13 protein-coding genes are annotated in these 20,746 nt (G+C 51.0%); 1 reads left to right on the plus strand and 12 read right to left on the minus strand.

Going from position 1 to position 20,746, the window contains the following annotated elements; translation table 11 throughout:
- Positions 1 to 27 precede the first annotated feature (27 nt).
- Together I8J30_RS00520 and I8J30_RS00525 are read right to left on the minus strand one after the other, a co-directional pair.
- Positions 28 to 945 carry an NAD-dependent epimerase/dehydratase family protein gene (locus I8J30_RS00520; protein WP_210654480.1) on the minus strand — a complete coding sequence of 306 codons (918 nt, stop codon included), beginning with the start codon at positions 943 to 945 and terminating at the stop codon, positions 28 to 30.
- Positions 946 to 958: 13 nt separating this feature from the next.
- A complete protein-coding gene (locus I8J30_RS00525; protein WP_210654482.1) occupies positions 959 to 1,969 on the minus strand; it encodes an ABC transporter substrate-binding protein in 1,011 nt (336 codons plus the stop codon).
- Between the two features lie 125 nt (positions 1,970 to 2,094).
- Here I8J30_RS00525 and I8J30_RS00530 point away from each other — a divergent pair, with 125 nt between their 5' ends.
- Positions 2,095 to 2,949, plus strand: coding sequence for a MerR family transcriptional regulator (locus I8J30_RS00530; RefSeq protein WP_210654484.1), 855 nt, complete (start codon positions 2,095 to 2,097; stop codon positions 2,947 to 2,949).
- A 29-nt stretch (positions 2,950 to 2,978) separates the two neighbouring features.
- Here the strand turns inward: I8J30_RS00530 and I8J30_RS00535 are convergent, their stop codons facing one another.
- The 10 genes from I8J30_RS00535 to I8J30_RS32755 all read right to left on the minus strand — a co-directional run bounded on the left by I8J30_RS00535 (position 2,979) and on the right by I8J30_RS32755 (position 20,737).
- Entirely contained in the window at positions 2,979 to 4,946 is a 1,968-nt protein-coding gene (locus I8J30_RS00535) for a glycoside hydrolase family 15 protein (RefSeq protein WP_210654486.1), read from the minus strand.
- On the minus strand, positions 4,928 to 6,394 hold the full coding sequence (glgA, locus tag I8J30_RS00540; protein ID WP_210654488.1) for a glycogen synthase GlgA: 1,467 nt from the start codon (positions 6,392 to 6,394) through the stop codon (positions 4,928 to 4,930). The genes I8J30_RS00535 and glgA overlap by 19 nt, the downstream gene beginning before the upstream one ends.
- A 69-nt stretch (positions 6,395 to 6,463) precedes the next feature.
- Positions 6,464 to 7,576 carry a glucose-1-phosphate adenylyltransferase subunit GlgD gene (glgD, locus tag I8J30_RS00545; RefSeq protein ID WP_210654490.1) on the minus strand — a complete coding sequence of 371 codons (1,113 nt, stop codon included), beginning with the start codon at positions 7,574 to 7,576 and terminating at the stop codon, positions 6,464 to 6,466.
- Entirely contained in the window at positions 7,573 to 8,739 is a 1,167-nt protein-coding gene (locus I8J30_RS00550; RefSeq protein WP_210654492.1) for a glucose-1-phosphate adenylyltransferase, read from the minus strand. Before I8J30_RS00550 ends, glgD begins: the two co-directional genes overlap by 4 nt.
- Positions 8,740 to 8,806: 67 nt before the next feature.
- Positions 8,807 to 10,741 carry a 1,4-alpha-glucan branching protein GlgB gene (gene glgB, locus I8J30_RS00555; RefSeq protein WP_210654493.1) on the minus strand — a complete coding sequence of 645 codons (1,935 nt, stop codon included), beginning with the start codon at positions 10,739 to 10,741 and terminating at the stop codon, positions 8,807 to 8,809.
- 257 nt (positions 10,742 to 10,998) lie between these two features.
- The gene (locus I8J30_RS00560; RefSeq protein ID WP_210654495.1) at positions 10,999 to 13,347 is read right to left on the minus strand and encodes a helix-turn-helix domain-containing protein; all 2,349 of its coding nucleotides are present in this window, start codon (positions 13,345 to 13,347) and stop codon (positions 10,999 to 11,001) included.
- An 80-nt stretch (positions 13,348 to 13,427) separates the two neighbouring features.
- On the minus strand, positions 13,428 to 14,993 hold the full coding sequence (locus I8J30_RS00565) for an ABC transporter substrate-binding protein (protein WP_210654497.1): 1,566 nt from the start codon (positions 14,991 to 14,993) through the stop codon (positions 13,428 to 13,430).
- A gap of 80 nt (positions 14,994 to 15,073) precedes the next feature.
- On the minus strand, positions 15,074 to 16,003 hold the full coding sequence (locus tag I8J30_RS00570) for a carbohydrate ABC transporter permease (RefSeq protein ID WP_210654498.1): 930 nt from the start codon (positions 16,001 to 16,003) through the stop codon (positions 15,074 to 15,076).
- Positions 16,004 to 16,021: 18 nt separating this feature from the next.
- Positions 16,022 to 16,933, minus strand: coding sequence for an ABC transporter permease (locus tag I8J30_RS00575; protein ID WP_210654500.1), 912 nt, complete (start codon positions 16,931 to 16,933; stop codon positions 16,022 to 16,024).
- A gap of 696 nt (positions 16,934 to 17,629) precedes the next feature.
- Positions 17,630 to 20,737 carry a fibronectin type III domain-containing protein gene (locus I8J30_RS32755; protein ID WP_240547720.1) on the minus strand — a complete coding sequence of 1,036 codons (3,108 nt, stop codon included), beginning with the start codon at positions 20,735 to 20,737 and terminating at the stop codon, positions 17,630 to 17,632.
- Between the last annotated feature and the right edge of the window lie 9 nt (positions 20,738 to 20,746).

A 20,746-nucleotide genomic window follows, 5' to 3' on the forward strand; every position in this document is an offset into this window, starting at 1 on the left:
CGTCTGGCACCTCGCTCTTCTAATGGGTTAATAGGGATTGAACTCCAGCCAACCAGCATATTCGCGCACACTTTCATAGAATGGCCGCGAAGGCACGTAGCCGATTTCTTCGCGCGCTTTCGTAATGTCGAAGGTGCCGTAATGATCCAATTCCGAGAAGCGGCCTTCTCCGACTTCGATTACAGCATCCGGGTATAGCTCCTGCACGAATGCGATCAACTCGCCGAACGTTGTTTTATAGCCGGCAGTTATGCTGTATACGTAGCTTTTCATGTCTTCCGCTTCCATCGCACAGATACAGGCCTGCGCCACATCCTTCACATGCACGTACTGGAAGCCGTAGTCCCGGCCTTCCTTCAGGTAGGTTGGCACTCCCTTAATCGCATTTACGATCAGATCCTTCATGTAGCACTGCATAAACTGTCCCGGCCCGTACAGCCAGCCCGGTCGCAGCGATGGGATTTCCAAGCCGTACAGATTACGATAGCCGTAGGCTAGCTTCTCCGTGAACACCTTCGTAGCCCCGTACACGCCGCTCGGATGAAGCGGCACATCCTCGGTCACCGTGCCCAGCTCAGCATTGTTGCCGTAGGCGTACTCCGAGCTCAGGTTGACCACTCGTTTAATACCGGAAAGCCTCGCCGCTTCGAATATATTCGTCGTGCCGACCGCATTGGTCATGACCGTCTGATACGGTATATCTATGGCAGTCACGGGATGGGAGATTGCGGCCGTATGAATAATGCGGTCGATCTTATACGTGCGGATCGTCTCCAGAATGAGAGGCAAATCCAGCAAATCGCCTTGGATATAGGTGAGCGATTCATCTCCTCCGTTATCCTTCACTCTGCGGTCGTAGCTGACGACACGGTAGTCTTTCTCTCTCAGCATCGGAACCAGATTCGAACCTAAGAACCCCATACCGCCGGTTACTAAAATATTCATGTGTTATTCCTCCCTATTTCTCATCAGCCAGTTGATTGATAAAAGATGGATTGTACAGCTTGCTCATATCCGGCAGCTCATCGATAAATTTCAAATCCTTCAGGAAAGCGCCGACCTGCTCGCCGTTATATTTGACGGACGTATACGCCTCTTCTTCCTTCTGTGCTGCCACGTTATCGTTCAAATCGTATACTTTCACGCCTTCAAGGGAGATCTTGAATTCCTCCGGCGTAATCTCTGCGTGTTTCGCCATAATTGCGATCGCTTCGTCCGGACTGTCCTTCAGGAAGCTTACGGCGTCAAACCATGCGGCCATCACGTTCTTCACGTCCTCTGGGCGATCCTTGATGATGCTTTCGCGAAAAGCGATGGCGTCCATCAGCAATCCCGGCGTTTCTTTGGAGGAGAAGAGCAGCTTCCCCTTGCCGGAGCTTAACGTTTCACTCAGGAATGGCTCCCAGATGACAGCGGCGTCGATTTTCCCCGCAAGGAAGGATGAGCCTGCGTCCGCAATTGCCATGTTGAAGTAGTTAATATCCTTTTCCGTTAAACCGTGCTGTTTAAGGACTGTCAGCATGAAGAACTGATCCACCGTGCCCAGCTCCGTGGCAATTCGCATCCCTTTCAAATCCTCGAAGCTCTTGATCGAGGGGTCGACGACAAAACCATCAGCGCCGTCCGAGTAATCGATAATCATCGGAATCTGCAGCTTAATTCCTTTACCAACCGGCGGCAGGGTGTCACTGAGAGTTTGGCTGTTGGCGTCTACATTGCCGGAATTCAGAGCCGACAAACCGTCGCTGTAACTGGGGAACCATTCGAGCTCTACATCAACATCGTGTTTCTCGAAGTACCCCTTCTCTTGCGCCACATACCAGAGGAAATAGGTCGGGAACGGATTCAGGCCGATTTTGAGCGGATCGCCGGATTTCTCCGTGCCGCCGCCATTGTTGCTCGCGCAGCTGCTGAGCAGAAAACCTGCCATCATGCATGTTGTAAGGATGGATAATACACGCTTTTTCATGGTTTGTTCCCTCCACTCGATTAACTTAAAGCGATTGTAAACCTTTGTGCTACACAAAAGTCAATCGCAATGTTATATTTTATAACATGAGTGGTGAAGTTGAGCTGTAAAGGGGGAATTCGCCGATGAAAGAACGGCTTTCGATTAGCGAAATGGCACAACTGCGCGGGATTTCTGCCGAAACGCTTCGTCATTATGACCGAATCGATCTGTTTAAGCCGCAACATGTCGATCCCCATACCGGCTACAGGTACTATTCGATTTTTCAATACGAGGTGCTTGGCACGATTAAAGAGCTGCGTCAGCTGGGGATGAACACAAACGAAGTGAAACAGTATTTCAATGAACGCAATATTAAAAATTCAACCGATATATTAGCGGCCAAACACGAAGAGCTCGTCCGTAAGCTCAAAGAAATGACGGCACTCGAGGAGAATATCCGGGATAAGCTGGCTTTTCTTAGGGAGGTCATCGCCGAGGTAGGCAGCCCGGCCGTCACCATTCGACAGTTGGGGCGCAGGAAGCTATTCACGCTGCATCAGAAGATTAACAGTAACCTGGAGCTGTGTTATGGCGTGCTGGGGCTGGAGAACAGGCTTACGGAGACAGCTCCGATACTAGCCAGCAACAGACTTGGCGTCCTGCTCTCGCAGGAAGACCTCGAAGCTCGCCGGTTCGAATCACCGTCAACGATCTTCGTAGTGGCCAAGCGGGCTACATCACTTCCGAAGGTGAATCTCGTAACCATCCCGGCAGGATCGTTCGCCTGTATTCGCTATTACGGGGAACTGTGGAATCGCAGCGAGAGTCTCGACACCTTATGCCGCAAGCTTGTAGAGGACGGTTATGTAATAACGGGGGATGCGCTGCAAATCATGCAGGTAGACATTACGATTACCGATAATCCGAATGAGGTTATGTTTGAGATTCAAGTCCCGATTCGGAAGCAAACGGCAAACAGCAGCTACCACGGCGTATGAGCCGCAATAGCTGCTGTTTGCTGTTTGTTCTATGCCTTGGCGGAGAGTTCCGCATACTTCTCTGCGTACCGCGTCACCGTCTGCACGTAAGTCGCATGGGACCATGTGAGCGGCGCTACGGAGAGCGGGCTGCCGTCAAGCGGATGAAGCTGTTCTGGCAGGACTCCGCTTGAAAGCGCATGTTCGACCACCCAATTGATCGTTTCGCGAGGACGAACAAGATCGCTTAATTGCTTCGCCGATTCGATTTCGAAGTTTGCAATCCACAGCGTACAGATAATCCATGGATTACCCGGCACATTCTCGATATCTCCGGACTGCTGGAAGTAATAGTCGTTCGTGTAACGCGCAACGCCTCCGACGCTTGTTCGGATTGTCAGCCCGTCGCGAATCGCATTCATCGTCTTGATGACGCGCACGTCCTCGACAGGCAGCACGCCGAATTCCCAGACGCCGAACAAGCTGCTCTCCAGGGTCATATCCTTCACCCAGCGGTTATCCTTCTGGATTAAGCCGCGCGCGAATCTGCCTGACTCTTCATCCCAGAGATGCGTAAGCATGCCGTGTTTGATGGATTGCGCCGTGTTGCGAAGATGGTCGCTTCGTTCGTAATCCCCAAACAGCTCCGTGAAGAAGGCCGCCGCCATTAATCCACCGTATACGGAAGCAACGGTATAGGTCCATATCCCGTAACGTTCTTCCCACAGATCATAGCTGGGCTTAGGCAGTGACAAGCTATGCTCCATATACTGGCTCAAGAAAGCTGCGCCTTTGCGGATCAAATTGTTATAGAGCGACTGCGGCAGCTCGATGACTTGATGCCGCGTGTAGTCCCTCCACAGGGCGAAGAGCACCAGCGCAGTTTCATCCTCTTGTATCGGCAAGCGCCGGCTGCCCTGCACAATATACGGGTGCCAGCTGGAGCCTACCGTTCCGTCGGGATTGTATTTGTGAAACAAATACCCGTCCGGCGACAGCGTCTGCGCGCAGAACTGGAAGAACGGCGCGATCACGCTCTGGAACCCTGCAGCGGACATCGCATCGGCGATCAACGCTCCGTCGCGCGGCCACATATAGCTGTAGTGGTCGCGGTTGTACTGCAGAATATCGGTGTCATTCGCCGCGACGATGGCTCCCCGCTCATCGGTTTGCGTCCGAACGAGCAGCAAGCTTAAGCGGAACATATTCGCCGCTTCCTCATTCAGATCACCCAGATTATTCTCCGCACGATGGAGCCAGTGCTTCCAGTAGATCACGATCCGGCTTAGCAATTTCTCCGGATGACTCTCCTGCACATATTGATTCAGCGATTTGACCTCTTCCAAGTTCTTGCCGATCGACATCCAGTAATAGACTGTCTTCTCACCGCCTGCCGGCACTACCGTTCGGAAGCTGATTGTGCTATCAACGGAACCTTGCGCGATAGAGTTGCCCATCAGCGTTCCGTCCTCGGCATCCCGCCATGTTCCTTCTGCGGATTGGAATCGTTTGATCCCGGTCGTGTACTGCATGATGCCGCCTTCGTCCGAAAACCCGTTGAACATGAAGTATGACGAGCGTTTGTAATGATAGAGCGTATGGTTCTCCGGATAATATGCGGCCGTGTCCCCTACCTCCGAGCCATCAATCATGAGATCATGATGGAAGAACAAACGGATTTCACGCGGATCCGAACCCAGGTTACGCACGACCACGCGCTTAATGTAGATGCATTCCCGCTGATGGATGCCGTCGTTCATATGCAGCTCTACAGCAAGGCGTTCATTGCGCGCGATAACGTTCGTCACGAGCGAATCCTCGATGTAAGACAGCTCAAACTTCCATTCCGGATCTTCCAGCCAAGAGAATTGACCGCCTGCCCAAATCCCAAATCGACAATATTGGCCGCCCACATGATTCAGTTGACCGACGAATGGATAGTAGATGTCACGGATGTAATTGTTTCGGTCCAAATTAATCAGTATTTTACCATTGCCAATTACGAGATGACGGGCCATGGATGACTCTCCTTTCGATTAGGCGCAATCGCGCTATACAACGACATATAGGCTTTCGCTGAACGCGTCCAACTGATATCGTCTTTGGCGCCGTTGGCCACAATGCGCTGCCACACTTCTTCATCCCGATAGAATTGGAGCGCTCTGCGGATCGTATAAAGAAGATCGTGCGCGTTATAGTTCGTAAAGCTGAATCCGTTGCCTTCACCGGTAAACTCGTTATATGCCTTAACCGTGTCTTTTAATCCACCTGTCTCGCGAACAATCGGCACAGACCGATAACGCAGCGCCAGAAGCTGGCTAAGTCCGCAAGGTTCAAACTGCGAAGGCATTAAGTACATGTCACTGCCGGCGTAGATTCTGCGAGCCAGACCATCGTTGAACCCAAACCAAGTCGTGACTTGACCCGGCTTCTTCTGCTCGGCACGGCGGAACATTTGCTCGAAATGCCAATCGCCGGAACCAAGCACGACGAGCTGCACATCTTCCTTCAAGATCTGCTCCAGCACCGCTTCAATCAGATCAAGACCCTTCTGATCGACCAACCTGGAAACGATACCGATTAGCGGCGTTGTCTCCGATTCCTTCAGTCCCAGCTCACGCTGCAGCGCAAGCTTATTCTTCCGTTTGCGAGGCAATGAGCCTCGATACGGAACTTCCACAGCCGGGTCATTCATCGGATCAAACAGCTCCGTATCGATTCCGTTCACGATACCGACCAAGTCCTCCGAGCGGTAACGCAGCAGCCCTTCGAGCTTCTCCCCATAGGCTTCCGTCTTGATTTCCTCCGCATAGGTAGGGCTTACGGTCGTCAGCTTGTCCGCGTACCGCAAACCTCCCATCATGCAGTTGCCCGCCCCATAGAAATCAATGCCTTCCGAGCCAAACAATTCGTCCCCGGAACCAAGCAGGTCCTTCAGCAGCTCTCTGCCGAACACCCCTTGATATCTCAGGTTATGTATGGTGTACACGGAAGCGATGTCGCGGCATGCCGGGTCGTGTTTGTATCTGGTTTTGAGCAGGAACGGAATAAGTCCGGTTTGCCAATCATGGCAGTGAATTATAGCCGGCCGGAAATCCATATGGTAGAGCGACTCCATTACGGCAAAGCAGAAAAATACGAACCGCTCCGCATCGTCGCCATATCCATACAACACGCCGCGCTTGAAATAAAATTCGTTATCGATCAAATAGTAGACAATGCCGTCGATCTCGGCCTTGAGCAGGCCGCAGTACTGGTCCCGCCAGCCAAGCCGTACGTTAAACGTGGCGATCGTCTCGAATTGTTCCGCCATCTCGGCCGGGATCGTATCGTACTTGGGCAGAATGACGCGGACATCCGCGCCGACTTTAGAACGCAGTGCTTTCGGCAGTGCGCCGGCTACATCAGCGAGGCCGCCCGTCTTAACGAGCGGCACCGCTTCAGAAGCAGCGAATAATACATTCATCGTATGGTTTCACCTCTACTCAACTTTCTATCTCTCTATAGTTGCAACTAATACCGACAACGATAGGGTTTAGATTACTTTCCGCTTAACGGCCAGGAATGGCGATACTTCGGCACCGCGCAGCTCGCGACTGCGTTCCACGGTGACATCTTTGTCGAGGATGACATGATCCACGAAGCTATGTTCTCCGATGACACCGTTCTGCATCACGATGCTGTTGCGCACTACGGCTCCTTTGCGTACATGAACGCCTCGGAACAAGATGCTGTTGATTACCGTTCCTTCGATGATGCAGCCGTTGGCAACGAGGGAATTTGAAGTCTTAGCCCCTTCTGCGTAGCGGGCAGGAGGCTCATCCTTGACCTTCGTGTAGATCGGACCCGGCTCAAAGAACAGGCTCCTCCACACTTCCGGACGAAGCAGCTGCATGTTGTTTTTGTAATAGCTGTTCAGCGTATTCACGATGCCGAGATAACCGTCATAGGCATAACTCTGAATATGAAGCTCGTTCACTCGCGACATAATCGCGTGGCGGACAAGATGATCTTGCCCTTGCGCAAGCGAAGTGTCCACAAGCTCAAGCAGCAGCTCCTTGCGCATCAAATACATTTCCATCGAGATCAGATCGCTCTCCAGCCGGCCATAATGATCCTGCATAGCCGTGACGCGTCCTTTCTCGTCGGTTTGCAGCTTGCGCGCTTTACCGCCAAACAGTTCCGTTTGCTCTTTCGTCACGACCGTAATGTCCGCCCCGCTCGCTTTATGCGAAGACAGCATGGCGTCAAAATCCACATTACAAACCATATGACTGCGAGTTATCAATACATACTCTTGCGAAGAGCGCGTGAAGTAATCGCGGTGCTGATAGAAGTGATACAAGTCTCCGCGGCGTACTTCATTCACGTCATCCGTGACAGGGGGCATGATGAACAGCCCGCTCTGACGATGATGTAAATCCCAATGCTTGCCGGAGCCCAAATGGTCAATAAGAGAACGGTATTTGGTTTGCGCGAACACGCCTACCTTCGTAATCCCGGAATTCACCATGCTGGAAAGCGTGAAATCGATAAGCCGAAACCGCGCTCCAAACGGAACAGTAGCCAAGCAGCGGCTTGTCGTCAAAGTCTCTAGTTCATCTGATTCGTGTATAAGATTTATGACACCTAGTATGTTGGAGTTCATGACTGCTCTACCTCCTGCAACGAATGAGTAGCCGTAACGAGTTCATCACTTCCTATAACCGTAACCGAGCTGGAATCCGGACTTCCGATCACGACCCCGTCCCCGATGATCGCCCCTTCGCCGATGATGGCGCGGTAGATTCGAGCCCCTTTGCCAATCTTAACGTTCGGCATAATGACCGATTCTCGCACTTGACTGTCGAGGCCGGACTGCACCCCATGGAACAGCACCGATCGATGGACCAGCCCTTCTATTAAGCAGCCCTCCGTAATGAGCGAGTCTACGATATCCGCTGTAGACGCGGAATAATGAGCCGGCCGATTCGGGTTAACGGAGTAAATCCGCCAATCGCGGTCGTTCAGATCAAGCGCAGGCTTCTCCGACAGCAGATCCATATTGGCTTCCCACAAACTCTCAAGCGTACCGACATCTTTCCAATATCCGTTGAACGTATAGGACTGCAGCTTCACGCCGTCTTGCAGCATAGCCGGGATGATGTCTTTGCCGAAGTCGTTGCCGGACAGCCGATTCGCTTCATCGCGAACCAAATACTGCTGCAATACCGGCCAGGAGAAAATATAAACACCCATCGATGCCAAATTGCTCGTAGGCACTTTCGGTTTCTCTTCAAACGAAGTGATGGCACCTTCATCGTCAACATGCATGATCCCGAAGCGGCTTGCTTCCTTCCAGCCCACTTCAATGCATGCGATCGTCACATCGGCACCACGCTCCTCATGCTCTCTCAGCATGAGCTCATAATCCATTTTATAAATGTGATCGCCTGAGATCACTAATACATAGTCGGGGTCGTACCGATCGATGAACCCCATATTTTGATAGATTGCATTTGCGGTGCCTTTATACCACATACCGCCCTTTTGCTTGACATAAGGAGGAAGTATTGCCATTCCGCCGTCGCGTCGGTCTAATCCCCAAGGAGTGCCGATTCCGAGATAGGTGTTCAGGACCAGCGGCTGATATTGCGTCAGAACGCCGATTGTGTCGATGCCCGAATGTGCACAGTTGCTTAAAGTAAAATCGATAATTCGGTACTTCCCGCCAAAATGGACCGCCGGCTTTGCCACATCTTTCGTCAGCACGCCGAGCCTTTTCCCTTCTCCTCCGGCAAGAAGCATGGCCACCATACGTTTTCTGCCCATGGACACACTCTCCTTCTTTACTGCAACGGCTAGCTGCAGTAGGTGTAATGATTGCTGTCAATCCGTGCTACGTGGTAAAGCGATCATTGCGGTCAAGTGAACCCTTGGCAACCACCAGCAATTGTATGGATAGCGGCGGAAGTTCAAGCGAGATGCTGCAAGGCCTTCCATGCCAAGGTGTCGGCTTGCTATATAGAACTTCCGGAATGTCCGTTAAGACACCACCGAAGGTTGCCGCCTCACTGTGCAAAGCGATCCGGTATTCGCCGGATTCCGGTACGCCGATTCGATAGTCGGAGTAGTGATGATAGGAGAAATTGCAGACAACAATCATGAACTCGTCAGTCGCATGTCCGCGGCGCATGAAGACGATGACGCTCTGGGCGGCGTTGTGGACGTCGATCCATTCAAATCCGCCGGGATCGCAATCCCTCTCCCAAAGGGAAGGCTGCGCGCTGTAAATATGATTAAGGGTTTTTACATAATGGTGCATGCTCCCGTGAGCTTGATAGTCAAGAAGCTGCCAATCCAGTGCCTCAGCGTCTTTCCATTCGTCAAACTGCCCCCACTCACCGCCCATAAAGAGCAGTTTCTTGCCCGGATGCGTCATCCAATAGCCGTAGAATAAGCGGAGCTGCGCAAATTTCTGTTCATAGGTGCCGGACATTTTGTTCAAGAGCGAACGCTTTCCGTGAACGACCTCGTCGTGTGAAAGCGGCAATACGAAATTTTCAGAGAATGCATATACGAGAGAGAAGGTGATGAGGTTATGGTGACGCATGCGATCATTCGGATCAAGCGCCATGTAGCGTAGCATGTCGTTCATCCAACCCATATTCCATTTGAAGTTGAAGCCGAGTCCGCCCATGTAGGTTGGTGAGGTGACGGCCGGCCAAGAAGAAGAGTCTTCGGCAATCATTAAGGCATCCGGGAAATACTGAAAAACGGTTTCGTTCAATCGTTTCAGAAAACGGATGGCATCGGTATTCTCCGTGCCGCCAAATGCGTTATAGGTGTAAAGCTCAGGAGGTTTGTCAAAATGAAGATCGATCATGCTGGCAACGGCATCTACGCGCAGACCGTCGATATGGAATACATCCATCCAATAGATCGCATTGGAAATGAGAAAACTTTGCACTTCCGTACAGCTAAAGTCGAAAGCCAGCGTTCCCCATAGCGGTTTCTCAGCCAGCTTCCAGTTCTTTCCTTCGAAAATCGGCGTCCCGTCAAACAGCCGCAATCCATGATCATCCTTGCAAAAATGACCGGGAACCCAGTCCAAGATGACGCCGATGCCGCGCTGATGGCAGCGGTCGACGAGATGCATGAGCTGCTCGGGTGTACCATACCTGCTCGTTGGCGCATAATAGCCGGTTGCTTGATACCCCCATGATTGGTCGAGCGGATGCTCGGTAATGGGAAGCAGCTCGATATGGGTATACCCCATCTCGGCGACGTAATCAACAAGCGCGCCTGCCATCTCATCGTAGGTCCAGAACAGCTCCTTGCCCCGGTTGCGCCATGAACCGAGGTGGACTTCATACGTGAGCATCGCTTCGTGATAAGGACTGTCTTCTAGCTTACGCTGATGCCAGTCTCCATCATTCCAGTTAAAATGGAATACTTCCGCAACAACCGATGCCGTGCTTGGCCGCAGCTCGGATTGAAACGCATACGGATCCGATTTCAGCAGCAGAGCGCCGTCAGGGGTTTGAATTTCATACTTATACACCGTTCCCGGCCCGATGCTCGGAACAAATAAGCTCCATACGCCTGTTTCGCCAATAAGCTCCATTTCATGCTGGTACCCGTTCCAATCGTTAAACGAACCAACAATTCGGACGCGCTTGGCATTAGGTGCCCAAACGGTGAATCGTACGCCGGTTTCGTCGCCGAGTCGGATCGGATGCGCGCCGAAAGTACGGTAACTATGAAACAAATTTCCTTTGTTAAAAAGATATAAATCGCGCAAAGAAAGTCCGATTGCAGCCGCATTAGCCATAGTGGCATGCACCTCCCTAGTGTAGCTACTTGTAAAGGTATTGTCATGTTTACTAACGCAGGCGCGATTTTTATTTCATTATACACTCTCTTTTTAAAGTTGGCACCCTATTTTCAGAAAATTTTGATTCGTCCACTATTTCACCCTTTGTTATCTAGATGTTATATTTGTCAAGAAAAAATTTTGTAAAAATATGGCGTAAATGAATAAAAAACTGCCCCGAAAAGGACAGTTAATATTTTAATATAATGGGAGAATCAGGACAATATTTTCTTCATTCGATACTCGCGCGGCGTCGTGCCGAACCTTTTCTTGAACAATCTAAAGAAATGGCTTTGATTGCTAAATCCGGCAAGCTCCATAATTTCATTGACGGTGAAATTCCCCTTCTCCAGCAGCAGCATCGTTTGCTGCAGCCGCACGTCGTTGATATACTCCGCTACGGATTGATTCTCCGCTTTCTTGAACAGTCTGCCGACGTATACGGAGGACATCTTGAGCATATCGGAAATGCTCTGCAACGAAAGATTCATATCGCGGTAATTGGCGCTGACAATCTCTTTGATCGTCTCCATCAGGATATCATTATGATCAAGATTCTGTTCTTCCTTCCTCGTCAAACACAGCTCTTGCACAATCCGACGGTACACCTCATGCATGCCGCTCAACGTTTCCTGCTCCAGCACGGCGGCATGCAGCCGGTACAAATCAAGCGAGATCGGTCTAAGCTTGTTCTCATTGACTTCCGCAACCGTTCGCTTGATCAGCATCGTTAGATTCGACAACGCGTGCATGCAAGGATCATACGCCATCTTGCCCGCCAGCTCGAAGAAGCGATCCAACGCGGCCTCCAGCTGATCACCGTTTCCGGAACGAATTCCCTCGACCAATCTGCGTTCAAGCTCAAGCGGAACAGCCGGATCGCCGCCTGTTCGCTCACGCTCGGCTATGTGCTCCGAATCCATAACCGATTCTTGGCCATAAAACAGACGGTACTGGACATATTCAAGCGTTTGTGCGTAGGTTGCCGACCATTGGCGGCAGTCTGTGAAGAGGTCGCTCACCGCGACGGAGAACGAAACGCGGTAATACAGCTTCACCACCTGCTGAATCTCCTTCAGCATAGCCGTTAACCGCTCGCCATCGCCCTCTTGTGCTTCCTTCGCTTGAAGGAGAATTACGAGATGATCCGGCCTTAGATCCACAATCTCTATCCGGTAGCTTCTTGCCAGAATCTCTTCCGAGATGTTCGAGATGGCGTAATGAATTAGCTTGTGCTCGGAGTATTCCTCGCCTGAAAACCGTTTTGCCGCTTCATCCACCCTCGCAACGCACAGGCGGAATTCTCCTTCTGCCGATATGGCTAAACCGTTCTTCATGGCTTCCTCTCGCCATTCCTCCGGCGATAACCCGCGGCTTTCCTGCACCAGTCTGCGCAGCGCATACCGTTTCAGGATCCATTTGTTCGCAGACAGGCTCGAATCCGCAGTTTTCAACCGATCCAGCATATGGCCGTACAGCCCGCTGAGCACGGCAATTTCATCTGCTTGTTTCCCGGCTGTCTCTTCGGAATACATATCTTTAGGCGTATTAGAGACGATCGAACGAAACATGAGGTCAAACGGACGGTACAACCGCTTCGATATAATCACCGTTACGAGCAGCGCCAAGATCAGGAAGCCGACGGTCAGGAGCAGAATCGTCCAGCGGAGCCGCTGCACTTGGCTTAGTACCTCGGAGTAGGGCTGCGTATGAATAATCGTCCAATTTTGAAATCCGGTCTGCATGTACGAAACGACCTGTTTCTCCCCATCGATCTTCATGATCCGGTATCCGCTCGTTATCCCGTTCTTAACGGAAGGCAGCAGGCCGCTTGTCAGCTCGGGCAAGGAAGATTCCACTTTGCTTCTTGCGTTCAGGATTTGTCCTTGATCATCCATAAGATATGCTTGGCCCGTCTGTTTCCCTTCATCTCGCGCCATAATATCGAGATTATCGAATAACCACTTGGATTTGACATTAAGTATCATCAAATCGTTCGGATTCTTGCCGCTGTAGCCATCAAACATGATATAGGAGAAGAAGTCCACCTTCTGAAACCCGCTTCCGCTCCGGTCGAGATCGACGGGAATCAGCTGCATCTTCTTCCATTCGTCAGGTTTCGCCAGCAAGGCATTGAATTTGATCTCATAAGGCTTCGACACCGCCCGAATCGTACCGTTACCAATGTACCAACGCCCTACGCTTCCGTTGTAGATAAATACGGAATGCAGGAAAGAAGACATGCCGACAAACGTGTCCAAATCATTGATCCGCTGATAGAGCAGCTCGTCGTCGCCTTTGTTATAGCGCAGCACCTTAACATCGCTGTTCAGAAACAACGACTGCGCCGTATCGCCTACGACTTCGTTCATCTGCAGCACGTTATACCGAATTTGACCCATGACTTTCTCGCTGGCGGTCTGCTGCACACGAAGCACGGTCTTCTCGGACGTGAACATAATGGAGAACGATGTGCCAAGCAGCAGTATTACCGTCAACAGTGTAACGGTCAACCAAATACGAGTTAAATACCGTTTCGATTTGAATGCCGAGATCAAAGACATGTGCCTCACCCGATTCTTAGTAGTGGTTGCAGAACAAAGCTCAAGGGCCGTCTCCCGAAGGAAACGCCCCTGAACCTTTCCTATTTCTTGCCGTTTGCGGCAGCCCATTCGTCAATTTGCTTCTGTCTGTCTTTCATCACGGTATCCAAGCCCGCTTTCTTCATTTTCTCGACCAACAGAGGCACGTATTTGTTCGGATCGATCGTACCGGTTTCGAGCCCCGGCGCATACTCCTTGTAAACGGAATCCATGTTCGCGCCTTCCGCCTTCGTATTCTCGCCATTGTAGTTAAATCCGCTGAGCGCGGGAACCGTAGCCGTATCATTCAGCTTCTTCACGCGTTCCCATGTATCTGCCGGTTGTCCTTCAATTAAATACCCGTTCGTCACATTTCCGAATATCCAGCCCGTGTTGTTCGTGTATCCGCTGTTATCGATAATCTTGATCGTGTTGTCACCTACTTTGGTGTAATGTTTGCCTTCGACGCCGAAAGTGAGCAGGTTAAACAAATCCGAGTTGTTATTCAAGAGCTCCAGCAGCATTAGCGCACGATCGGCATGCTTGGAATTGTAGCTGATCGCATTCATCGTCGGTGTTACGCCTGTGAAAGTCGGCTCAGCAATCGGAGCGTACACAACCTCGTTACCGCCAAAGTCGTTCTTCTTACCAGCTTCGCTTCCCGGAGCTAGTGTGAAGTCCTGTGCAACCGCAACCTTGCCGGATGCAAGCATCGGCTTCAAATCGGCGACGGAAGCGGCATCCTCGTTGATGTACCCTTTCTCATTCCAGCTTTTCATCAAATCGACATGCGTCTTATATTCCGGTGTTTCCAGAATATCGACCGCTTTGAACGGATCGCTCACATAATAATGAACACCGCCGAGCCATTGCAATCCATAGGCTTCGTTTAGCATGGATTGGTCTTTGTTCATCGCAAACGGCACAATATCCGGCTCATCTTTCTTGATTTGTTCAAGCAGCGGCTCCAAATCGGCATAGGTCTTCACCTTCGTGGTATCGAAGCCGTATTTGTCCACGAAACGCTTCTGAATGACGAAGCCCGGTGTCTTCGTGAAGGTTTGGAAGTTCGGAATGGCATAGGTTTTGCCGTTGACCTTCGTATCGTTCCATGCGACTTGACTGAAGCTGCTCTTGATGGTCGGTGCGTATTTGTCCAACATCTCGTCTGTAATTTCCATAAACGCGCCTTTGTTCACGTTATCGTTATACTTGAACGCCCAGCTCGACGTCCAGACCAAGTCGAACTCCTCGTTGGAGGCAACGAGCGTATTCATTTTGTTCTCGTAATCGCCAAAATCAATCGGAACCAGCTCAACCGTCGTATTGATCAGCTTTTGCGTCATCTCGTTAAAGGCTTTCGCAACGGTTTCCTGATCCTGCGGCAGTCCAAACTGCACGTAGTACCATTTCAAAGTAACCGGCTCCAATGCCGGTGCCGCTTCCGCTTCAGGCTCCGCAGCAGCGGCGTTCGTTTCTTCTGCCGTATTCTCTGTTGTTGCAGCTGTCGAATTGTCGCTTCCCTTGTTCGAGGCACTGCCTCCGTTGTTGTTGTTGTTGCCACCGCAAGCGCTTGCAATAAGAGTAAAAACAACGAGCGAGATAAGGACCAGATACCACTTTTTCAATTAAACAACCTCCCTGATCTATTTTTATTATGTTGGAAAATGTCCGGATTGACAATCCGTCATCGATTCCTGAAGTGAACTCAGCCTTTGAGGGAGCCAAGCGTCAGCCCTGCCACGAAGTAGCGCTGGAACATGGGGAATACGCAGAGCATCGGTCCGGCTGCCAGAATAGCCATTGCCATGCGGACGCTGTATTTAGGCAGCTCAGCCGACTGGATGTTCAGCTGCTTGACGAATTCGGCATTCGAGGTCAAATATTCGATCGTCGAGAGCATGCGAACGAGCAGAAGCTGCAGGGTAACCAAATTGGGTTTGTCGATAAACAGCATGGCGTTAAACCATTCGTTCCAATAGTTGAATGAAATCGTCAGTCCAAGCGTGGCCAGTGCAGGCGTGGAGAGCGGCAGCACCATCGTGAAGAAGATGCGTATTTCGCTAGCGCCGTCGACTTTGGCAGACTCGATCATTTCGTAAGGCAGCTTCGACAAAAAACCTTTCATGATCATGATGTAGAACGGATTCAGCAAGCCCGGAATGATCACTGCGAGCAAGCTGTCCTTCAGATGCAAATATTGGGTCATGAGGATGTAGAACGGCACAAGACCACCGCTGAACAGCATCGTGAAGAATACATAGAACGTTGCTTGTCTGTTATATCGATAATCACGCCGCGAGAGCACCCATCCGGTCATCGCCGTCAACAGCAAACCCGCTATCGTGCCGATCGCCGTGATCACAATTGTGATGCCGTATGCCTTGAGCAGCAGCGTCGGCGATTGAAAGACCAGTTTATAGCCCTCGATGGACCACCGCTCCGGAATGAACCGATATCCGTTATGAATGATGGATTGCTCATCCGAGAACGAAGAAATCACAACAAGCAGAAACGGAATAAAGACAAGTGCCGAAATGAAACAGAAGAAAACGTTAATGACATGCCGGTGAACCGCTTGTCCCGTGATTTGTGAGGCACGGGAGAGTGGTCGGATTGTAATTTGAGCATGCTCCATTGTCGGTTGGTTCACCCCTTACCATAGCGAATTTTCATCATTTATTTTTCTGACGATTAAGTTCGACGCCAGCACCAGCACCAGCCCGACGATAGACTGGAAGAAGCCGACGGCAGCCGACATGGAGATGTCTCCGATCGTGCGCAGCGCACGGAATACATACGTATCGATGACGTCTGTCGTGGAATAGATGAGCCCCGTATTGTTCGTCACAAAATAGTGGAGCCCGAAGTCGCCTCGGAACATGCTGCCGATCGATAGAATCAACAGAATCGTAATGAGCGGCGTTAGGAGCGGAATCGTAATATATCGCACCATCTGCAGCTTTCCTGCCCCGTCGATTCTCGCGGCCTCATAATAGGATTGATCGATGCCCATGATGCCCGCATAATACATGAGTGTCGCAAACCCTACAGCTTTCCACAGATGTGCCAAGTTAAGAATGACAGGCCAGTAATTGGGGCTGAAATACCACTTGATCTTCTCCATCCCCATTGCGAGCAGAGCGCCGTTGAGAAAGCCGCTTTGATGATCGAGGAATGCATTGGCGATGTAAGAGACAAGCACCCAGGATAGAAAATACGGCAGGAACAGCACGGTTTGATGGACTTTGATCCAGCGCCTTGACAGCTCGTTCAGCATGATGGCGAAAGCAAGTGCAACAACAGTACTAATTGCGATGTAGCTCGTACTGTAGAGCAGCGTATTGCGCGTGACCCTCCACGCTGTTTCGCTGGCGAAGAAAAACTTGAAATTCTGAAATCCGACCCATTCGCTGCCAAAGATGCCTAAGCGAAGGTTGTAATCCTTAAAGGCAATAATGACGCCGACCATCGGCACATAAGCCAGAATGAGGAAATACAGAAATCCGGGTAGAAACAGCAGGTTGAGCTCGCCTGTTTTGCCAAAGGGAAATAATCGTTTGAGCATTTGTTTGGTGGTCACCTCTTTCTGATGTCGGGGTTCGTTTCTGTGCCGCCTTGGCTGATTCCAATATGCAATGAATTCGCCGGTTTCCGATACTGTACGAAATGAAGTTTACGCGCTGCGTCTACTGTACAAAATGCACTTTGCTGTTTGGCAGGCGCTATTCGGCTGTATAGTCGCGTTTCGTGCATGAAAAAAGCCGCCTCAAAGTCGTAAATCGCACTTTTGAGACAGCCTCAACTTCTATCTTGGCTCGAAAATTTGCTGCTCACACGAACGTCTGACCAATCATTATTCCATGCTATTTGCTCGTAGGTCTGCCTTTTGAATATACGCACCTACTTTGACACCTCATGAAATTCTAACGAATCCAGGAGGTCTTATTTGGCCCAAAATGGGATATTTAAAATTCTAACGAATCCCACAGGTCTTATTTAGCGTATATCCCATGCCCAGCCGCCATTTTTAGCCGAATAGCGTCTCTACGATTCGTTAGCATTTCCGAGAGGCCATTTTCTTCGAAATAAGGCTTGTACGATTCGTTAGCACTTACGATGCCACATTTGCCGATCCCGCAGGCTCGTTCACTCCCCTCAGCATAAAGAAAAGATGGCCTCCTCAACATAAAAGGAGCCATCTTCATCTTCTCGAGCAGCGATGAGCTCGCAGCAACCTGCTCTCCGCACTATTTTGCCTTCATCACGGCCCTGTGTAAATCTCCATGCCCATGATGATCGGATCGTTCGTAGCCTTGATCAGATCCATATCGAGTACACCATCACTGACCGTTACATTGTAAGGACCGTACCGTTGATAGCCCCCTGCCGCCAATGAGCCGATCGGAGAGGAAGTAACTTGTGTCCCTTCCAAATTGACATGAAACGCACGATAGTTATTTTGATAGTTTTCCATCACCCACAGATAAACCTTATAGGTGCCGTTAGCAAGCGCTTGGTCTACGGAGAAATTCGCATTATACCATATCGCCGTGTTCAGCATGCCGCTCGTAGCGCTGTCTGCGGCAGGTGAAGGCGTTACTGTTGTCGAAGCGCGGTTTACCGTGCTGAGCGTCAAGCCTGCGGCACTCTCGGCGAGCCAGGCATTGCCATTGATCGTAACCGCGCCGCCGTTAAAATTAATCCCTTTGACGAAGCTGCTCACAGGAGCCGAGTTCGTGGTCACGCTCAGCACACTGCTGGCCGCGGACTCATTGCCTGCCGCATCTTTGGCCTTCACGGTGAATGTATACGCCGTACTTGCCGTAAGGCCCGTTACCGAATAGCTCGTCGCCCCTGTGATGAGCGAAGTATTTACTTTTGTCGTTCCTCGATAGACATCGTAGCCGGATACACCAACATTGTCTGTAGAAGCGGTCCATGTCAGAGCTACCGTCGTATCGGTCTTACTCGGAGATGCCAGATTCGAAGGCGCTGTCGGCGCTTGCGTATCGGCTCCTCCGCCTCCGCTCCCATAGATCTCCATGCCCATCAGATGCGGATCATTTGTCACTTTGATGACATCCATGTCGAGCACGCCGTCGCTGACGGTGATTGCATAAGGTCCGTAACGCTGCCATCCGCCAAGAGCGAGTGAGCCGATCGGCGACGGATTTGCCAGTGCGCCTTCAAGGTTGACATTGAAGGAGCGGTAGTTATTCTGATGGTTTTCCATGACCCACAAATACACGCTATAGGAGCCGTTAGCCAGCGCTTGATCCACGGAGAAATTCGCGCTATTCCAAATGGCCGTATTCAGCATGCCGCTTGCAGCACTGTCCACTGCCGGGGATGGCGTAACAGATGTCGATGCGCGACTGACCGTGCTAAGCGTTAATCCCGCGGCGCTCTCAGCGAGCCAAGCATTGCCGTTAATCGTAGCTGCAGCTCCGTTAAAATTGATCCCTTTCACAAAGCCGACCGCAGATGCTGCATTCGTTGTGACCGCAATCGAACCGCTAGCCGCTGATTCGTTGCCCGCTGCGTCTTTCGCCTTAACCGTGAACGTGTAAGCCGTGCTTGCGGTTAGGCCGGTAACGGTATAATTCGTCGCTCCCGCGATGAGCGAAGTGTTTACTTTGGTTGTCCCCCGGTAAACATCGTAGCCCGCTACGCCGACATTATCGGTTGAAGCAGACCACGTCAGCGACACCGTCGTATCCGTTTTGCCAGGTGCAGCGAGGCTGGTTGGAGCCGTTGGAGCCTGTGTATCCCCGCCGCCTGCGCCGCTCCATTCATAGCGACCGATGTCAGGCGCAGAGCCGCTGTACGGCAGACCGACATTTGTTCCGGCATCCACAACGAGACTAGCCGCTGACGCAGGACGGAAATAAGGATCCGGCTTTGCGCCTGTTCCTGTCAGACCGGGATTCCCTACCGGATTGTTCGACATGACAAGGTTGACCGGTGTTCCGCCGAACGCTCGAATGAGCGGAGTTGGCACATTGTGCAGCACGTTATTCGTCATCGTCGTATTGCTCAGATATTCCGTGTTGCTCGCAGTCAGGATGAAAGCATATTGCATATCCGTCACGATATTATTTTGGAATTTCGTGTTCGTAATTGGCGCATTGCCGACGCATTTATACCATACAGCCTGCTCGAAGCGGGTAAATAAATTATTAAAAATTTGGTTGTTATCATAAGCATAGCCGACATTCGCATTCTCGAAATAAACCCCGGAGTTCCACTCTTCAGACGGCAGAACTCGATTATAGAACACATTGTTATACACCATGTTGTTGCTGTTGTATTTCTCCTGCCAGAAGCCGACGCCCCAGCGGGTTTGCTCGAAGTAGTTATTGTAAACCTTCGTATTGCCCGCAGCCACTTCGATACCGGCCGTCTTATTGTTATCGTTCGTAACGATTTCGGTGTTGTCATGGAAGAGCAACGTCGTGCCCGTTCCTGCAAAACGGTTCACGATCGATACCCAGTTGTTCAAGTTGTTATTGTAAATTTCGCTGTTGTCATAAATATTCCAAAACTCGATTGTCGCATCCGAGGCCCAAAGCGCATCAATATTGTTCGTGTTAATCGTGTTATTGTACACCTTGATGCCCTTGAACCAGCCATTATTCTCGAACTTGATGCCGTAGCCTTGATTCTCATTAATGGTGTTATGATGAATTAACGCTCCATTCAGTCCTCCGAGTGAAAGCGCACCGGAAGTCCAGCCCGCCAGATCATGAGACGTGTTTGTCAGCGTACAGTTGTAAACCTCGATGCCTGTTAAGTAAAACGGCGGAGCCACCGTATCCGTCGCGCTCCATCCGGCAATAACGCGAATCGCCGTATGGGCCGTGTTCGTCACATTCACGTCGCGGATGACGACATTATCGCGGCCTTGCACATGAATGCCGCCTTCCAGCGCCTTGCTCTGGCCGTTAATCGTGAAGCCGCCGAGAGACTGGTTGCCTGCCTCATGCGAAGTAGAGACAAGCTGGAATAATAACGAATTTCCGGTGCCCGGACTGGAGAGGGAACCGGCATTAACTGTCGTTTGCGAAGTTCCCGCTCCTACTACGTTGACTCCCAAGGGAAGCAGAATCGCTTGTGTCTCGGTGAATGTTCCTGCTGTCAGCACAATCGTGTTGCCTGCACCTGCCGGTACATGAGCCGCCGCGTACGCGATCGTTTTCCACGGACTTCCCTGTGTCCCTGTTCCTGTAGAGTCACTTCCGCTGGGACTCACATAATAGTTGCCGGCAGCAGATGCGGCCGAAACAAACATCCCGAGCGACATCCCCAATACGAGCACAAGCGAGAGTAAAGACAAACTAACACGGCGAATAGGTACTGCTTGAATCATGACTTCATT

Origin of the sequence: Paenibacillus lignilyticus (assembly GCF_017942085.1) — a bacterium.
Classification (GTDB): domain Bacteria; phylum Bacillota; class Bacilli; order Paenibacillales; family Paenibacillaceae; genus Paenibacillus_Z; species Paenibacillus_Z lignilyticus.

Coding starts and splice junctions, on each gene's coding strand:
- I8J30_RS00575 (WP_210654500.1), bottom strand. CDS start 16,933: ATGCTCAAACGATTATTTCCCTTTGGCAAAACAGGCGAGCTCAACCTG.
- I8J30_RS00560 (WP_210654495.1), bottom strand. CDS start 13,347: ATGTCTTTGATCTCGGCATTCAAATCGAAACGGTATTTAACTCGTATT.
- glgB (WP_210654493.1), bottom strand. CDS start 10,741: ATGGCTAATGCGGCTGCAATCGGACTTTCTTTGCGCGATTTATATCTT.
- I8J30_RS00525 (WP_210654482.1), bottom strand. CDS start 1,969: ATGAAAAAGCGTGTATTATCCATCCTTACAACATGCATGATGGCAGGT.
- glgA (WP_210654488.1), bottom strand. CDS start 6,394: ATGAATGTATTATTCGCTGCTTCTGAAGCGGTGCCGCTCGTTAAGACG.
- I8J30_RS00550 (WP_210654492.1), bottom strand. CDS start 8,739: ATGGGCAGAAAACGTATGGTGGCCATGCTTCTTGCCGGAGGAGAAGGG.
- I8J30_RS00530 (WP_210654484.1), top strand. CDS start 2,095: ATGAAAGAACGGCTTTCGATTAGCGAAATGGCACAACTGCGCGGGATT.
- I8J30_RS00535 (WP_210654486.1), bottom strand. CDS start 4,946: ATGGCCCGTCATCTCGTAATTGGCAATGGTAAAATACTGATTAATTTG.
- I8J30_RS00520 (WP_210654480.1), bottom strand. CDS start 945: ATGAATATTTTAGTAACCGGCGGTATGGGGTTCTTAGGTTCGAATCTG.
- I8J30_RS32755 (WP_240547720.1), bottom strand. CDS start 20,737: ATGATTCAAGCAGTACCTATTCGCCGTGTTAGTTTGTCTTTACTCTCG.
- glgD (WP_210654490.1), bottom strand. CDS start 7,576: ATGAACTCCAACATACTAGGTGTCATAAATCTTATACACGAATCAGAT.
- I8J30_RS00570 (WP_210654498.1), bottom strand. CDS start 16,003: ATGGAGCATGCTCAAATTACAATCCGACCACTCTCCCGTGCCTCACAA.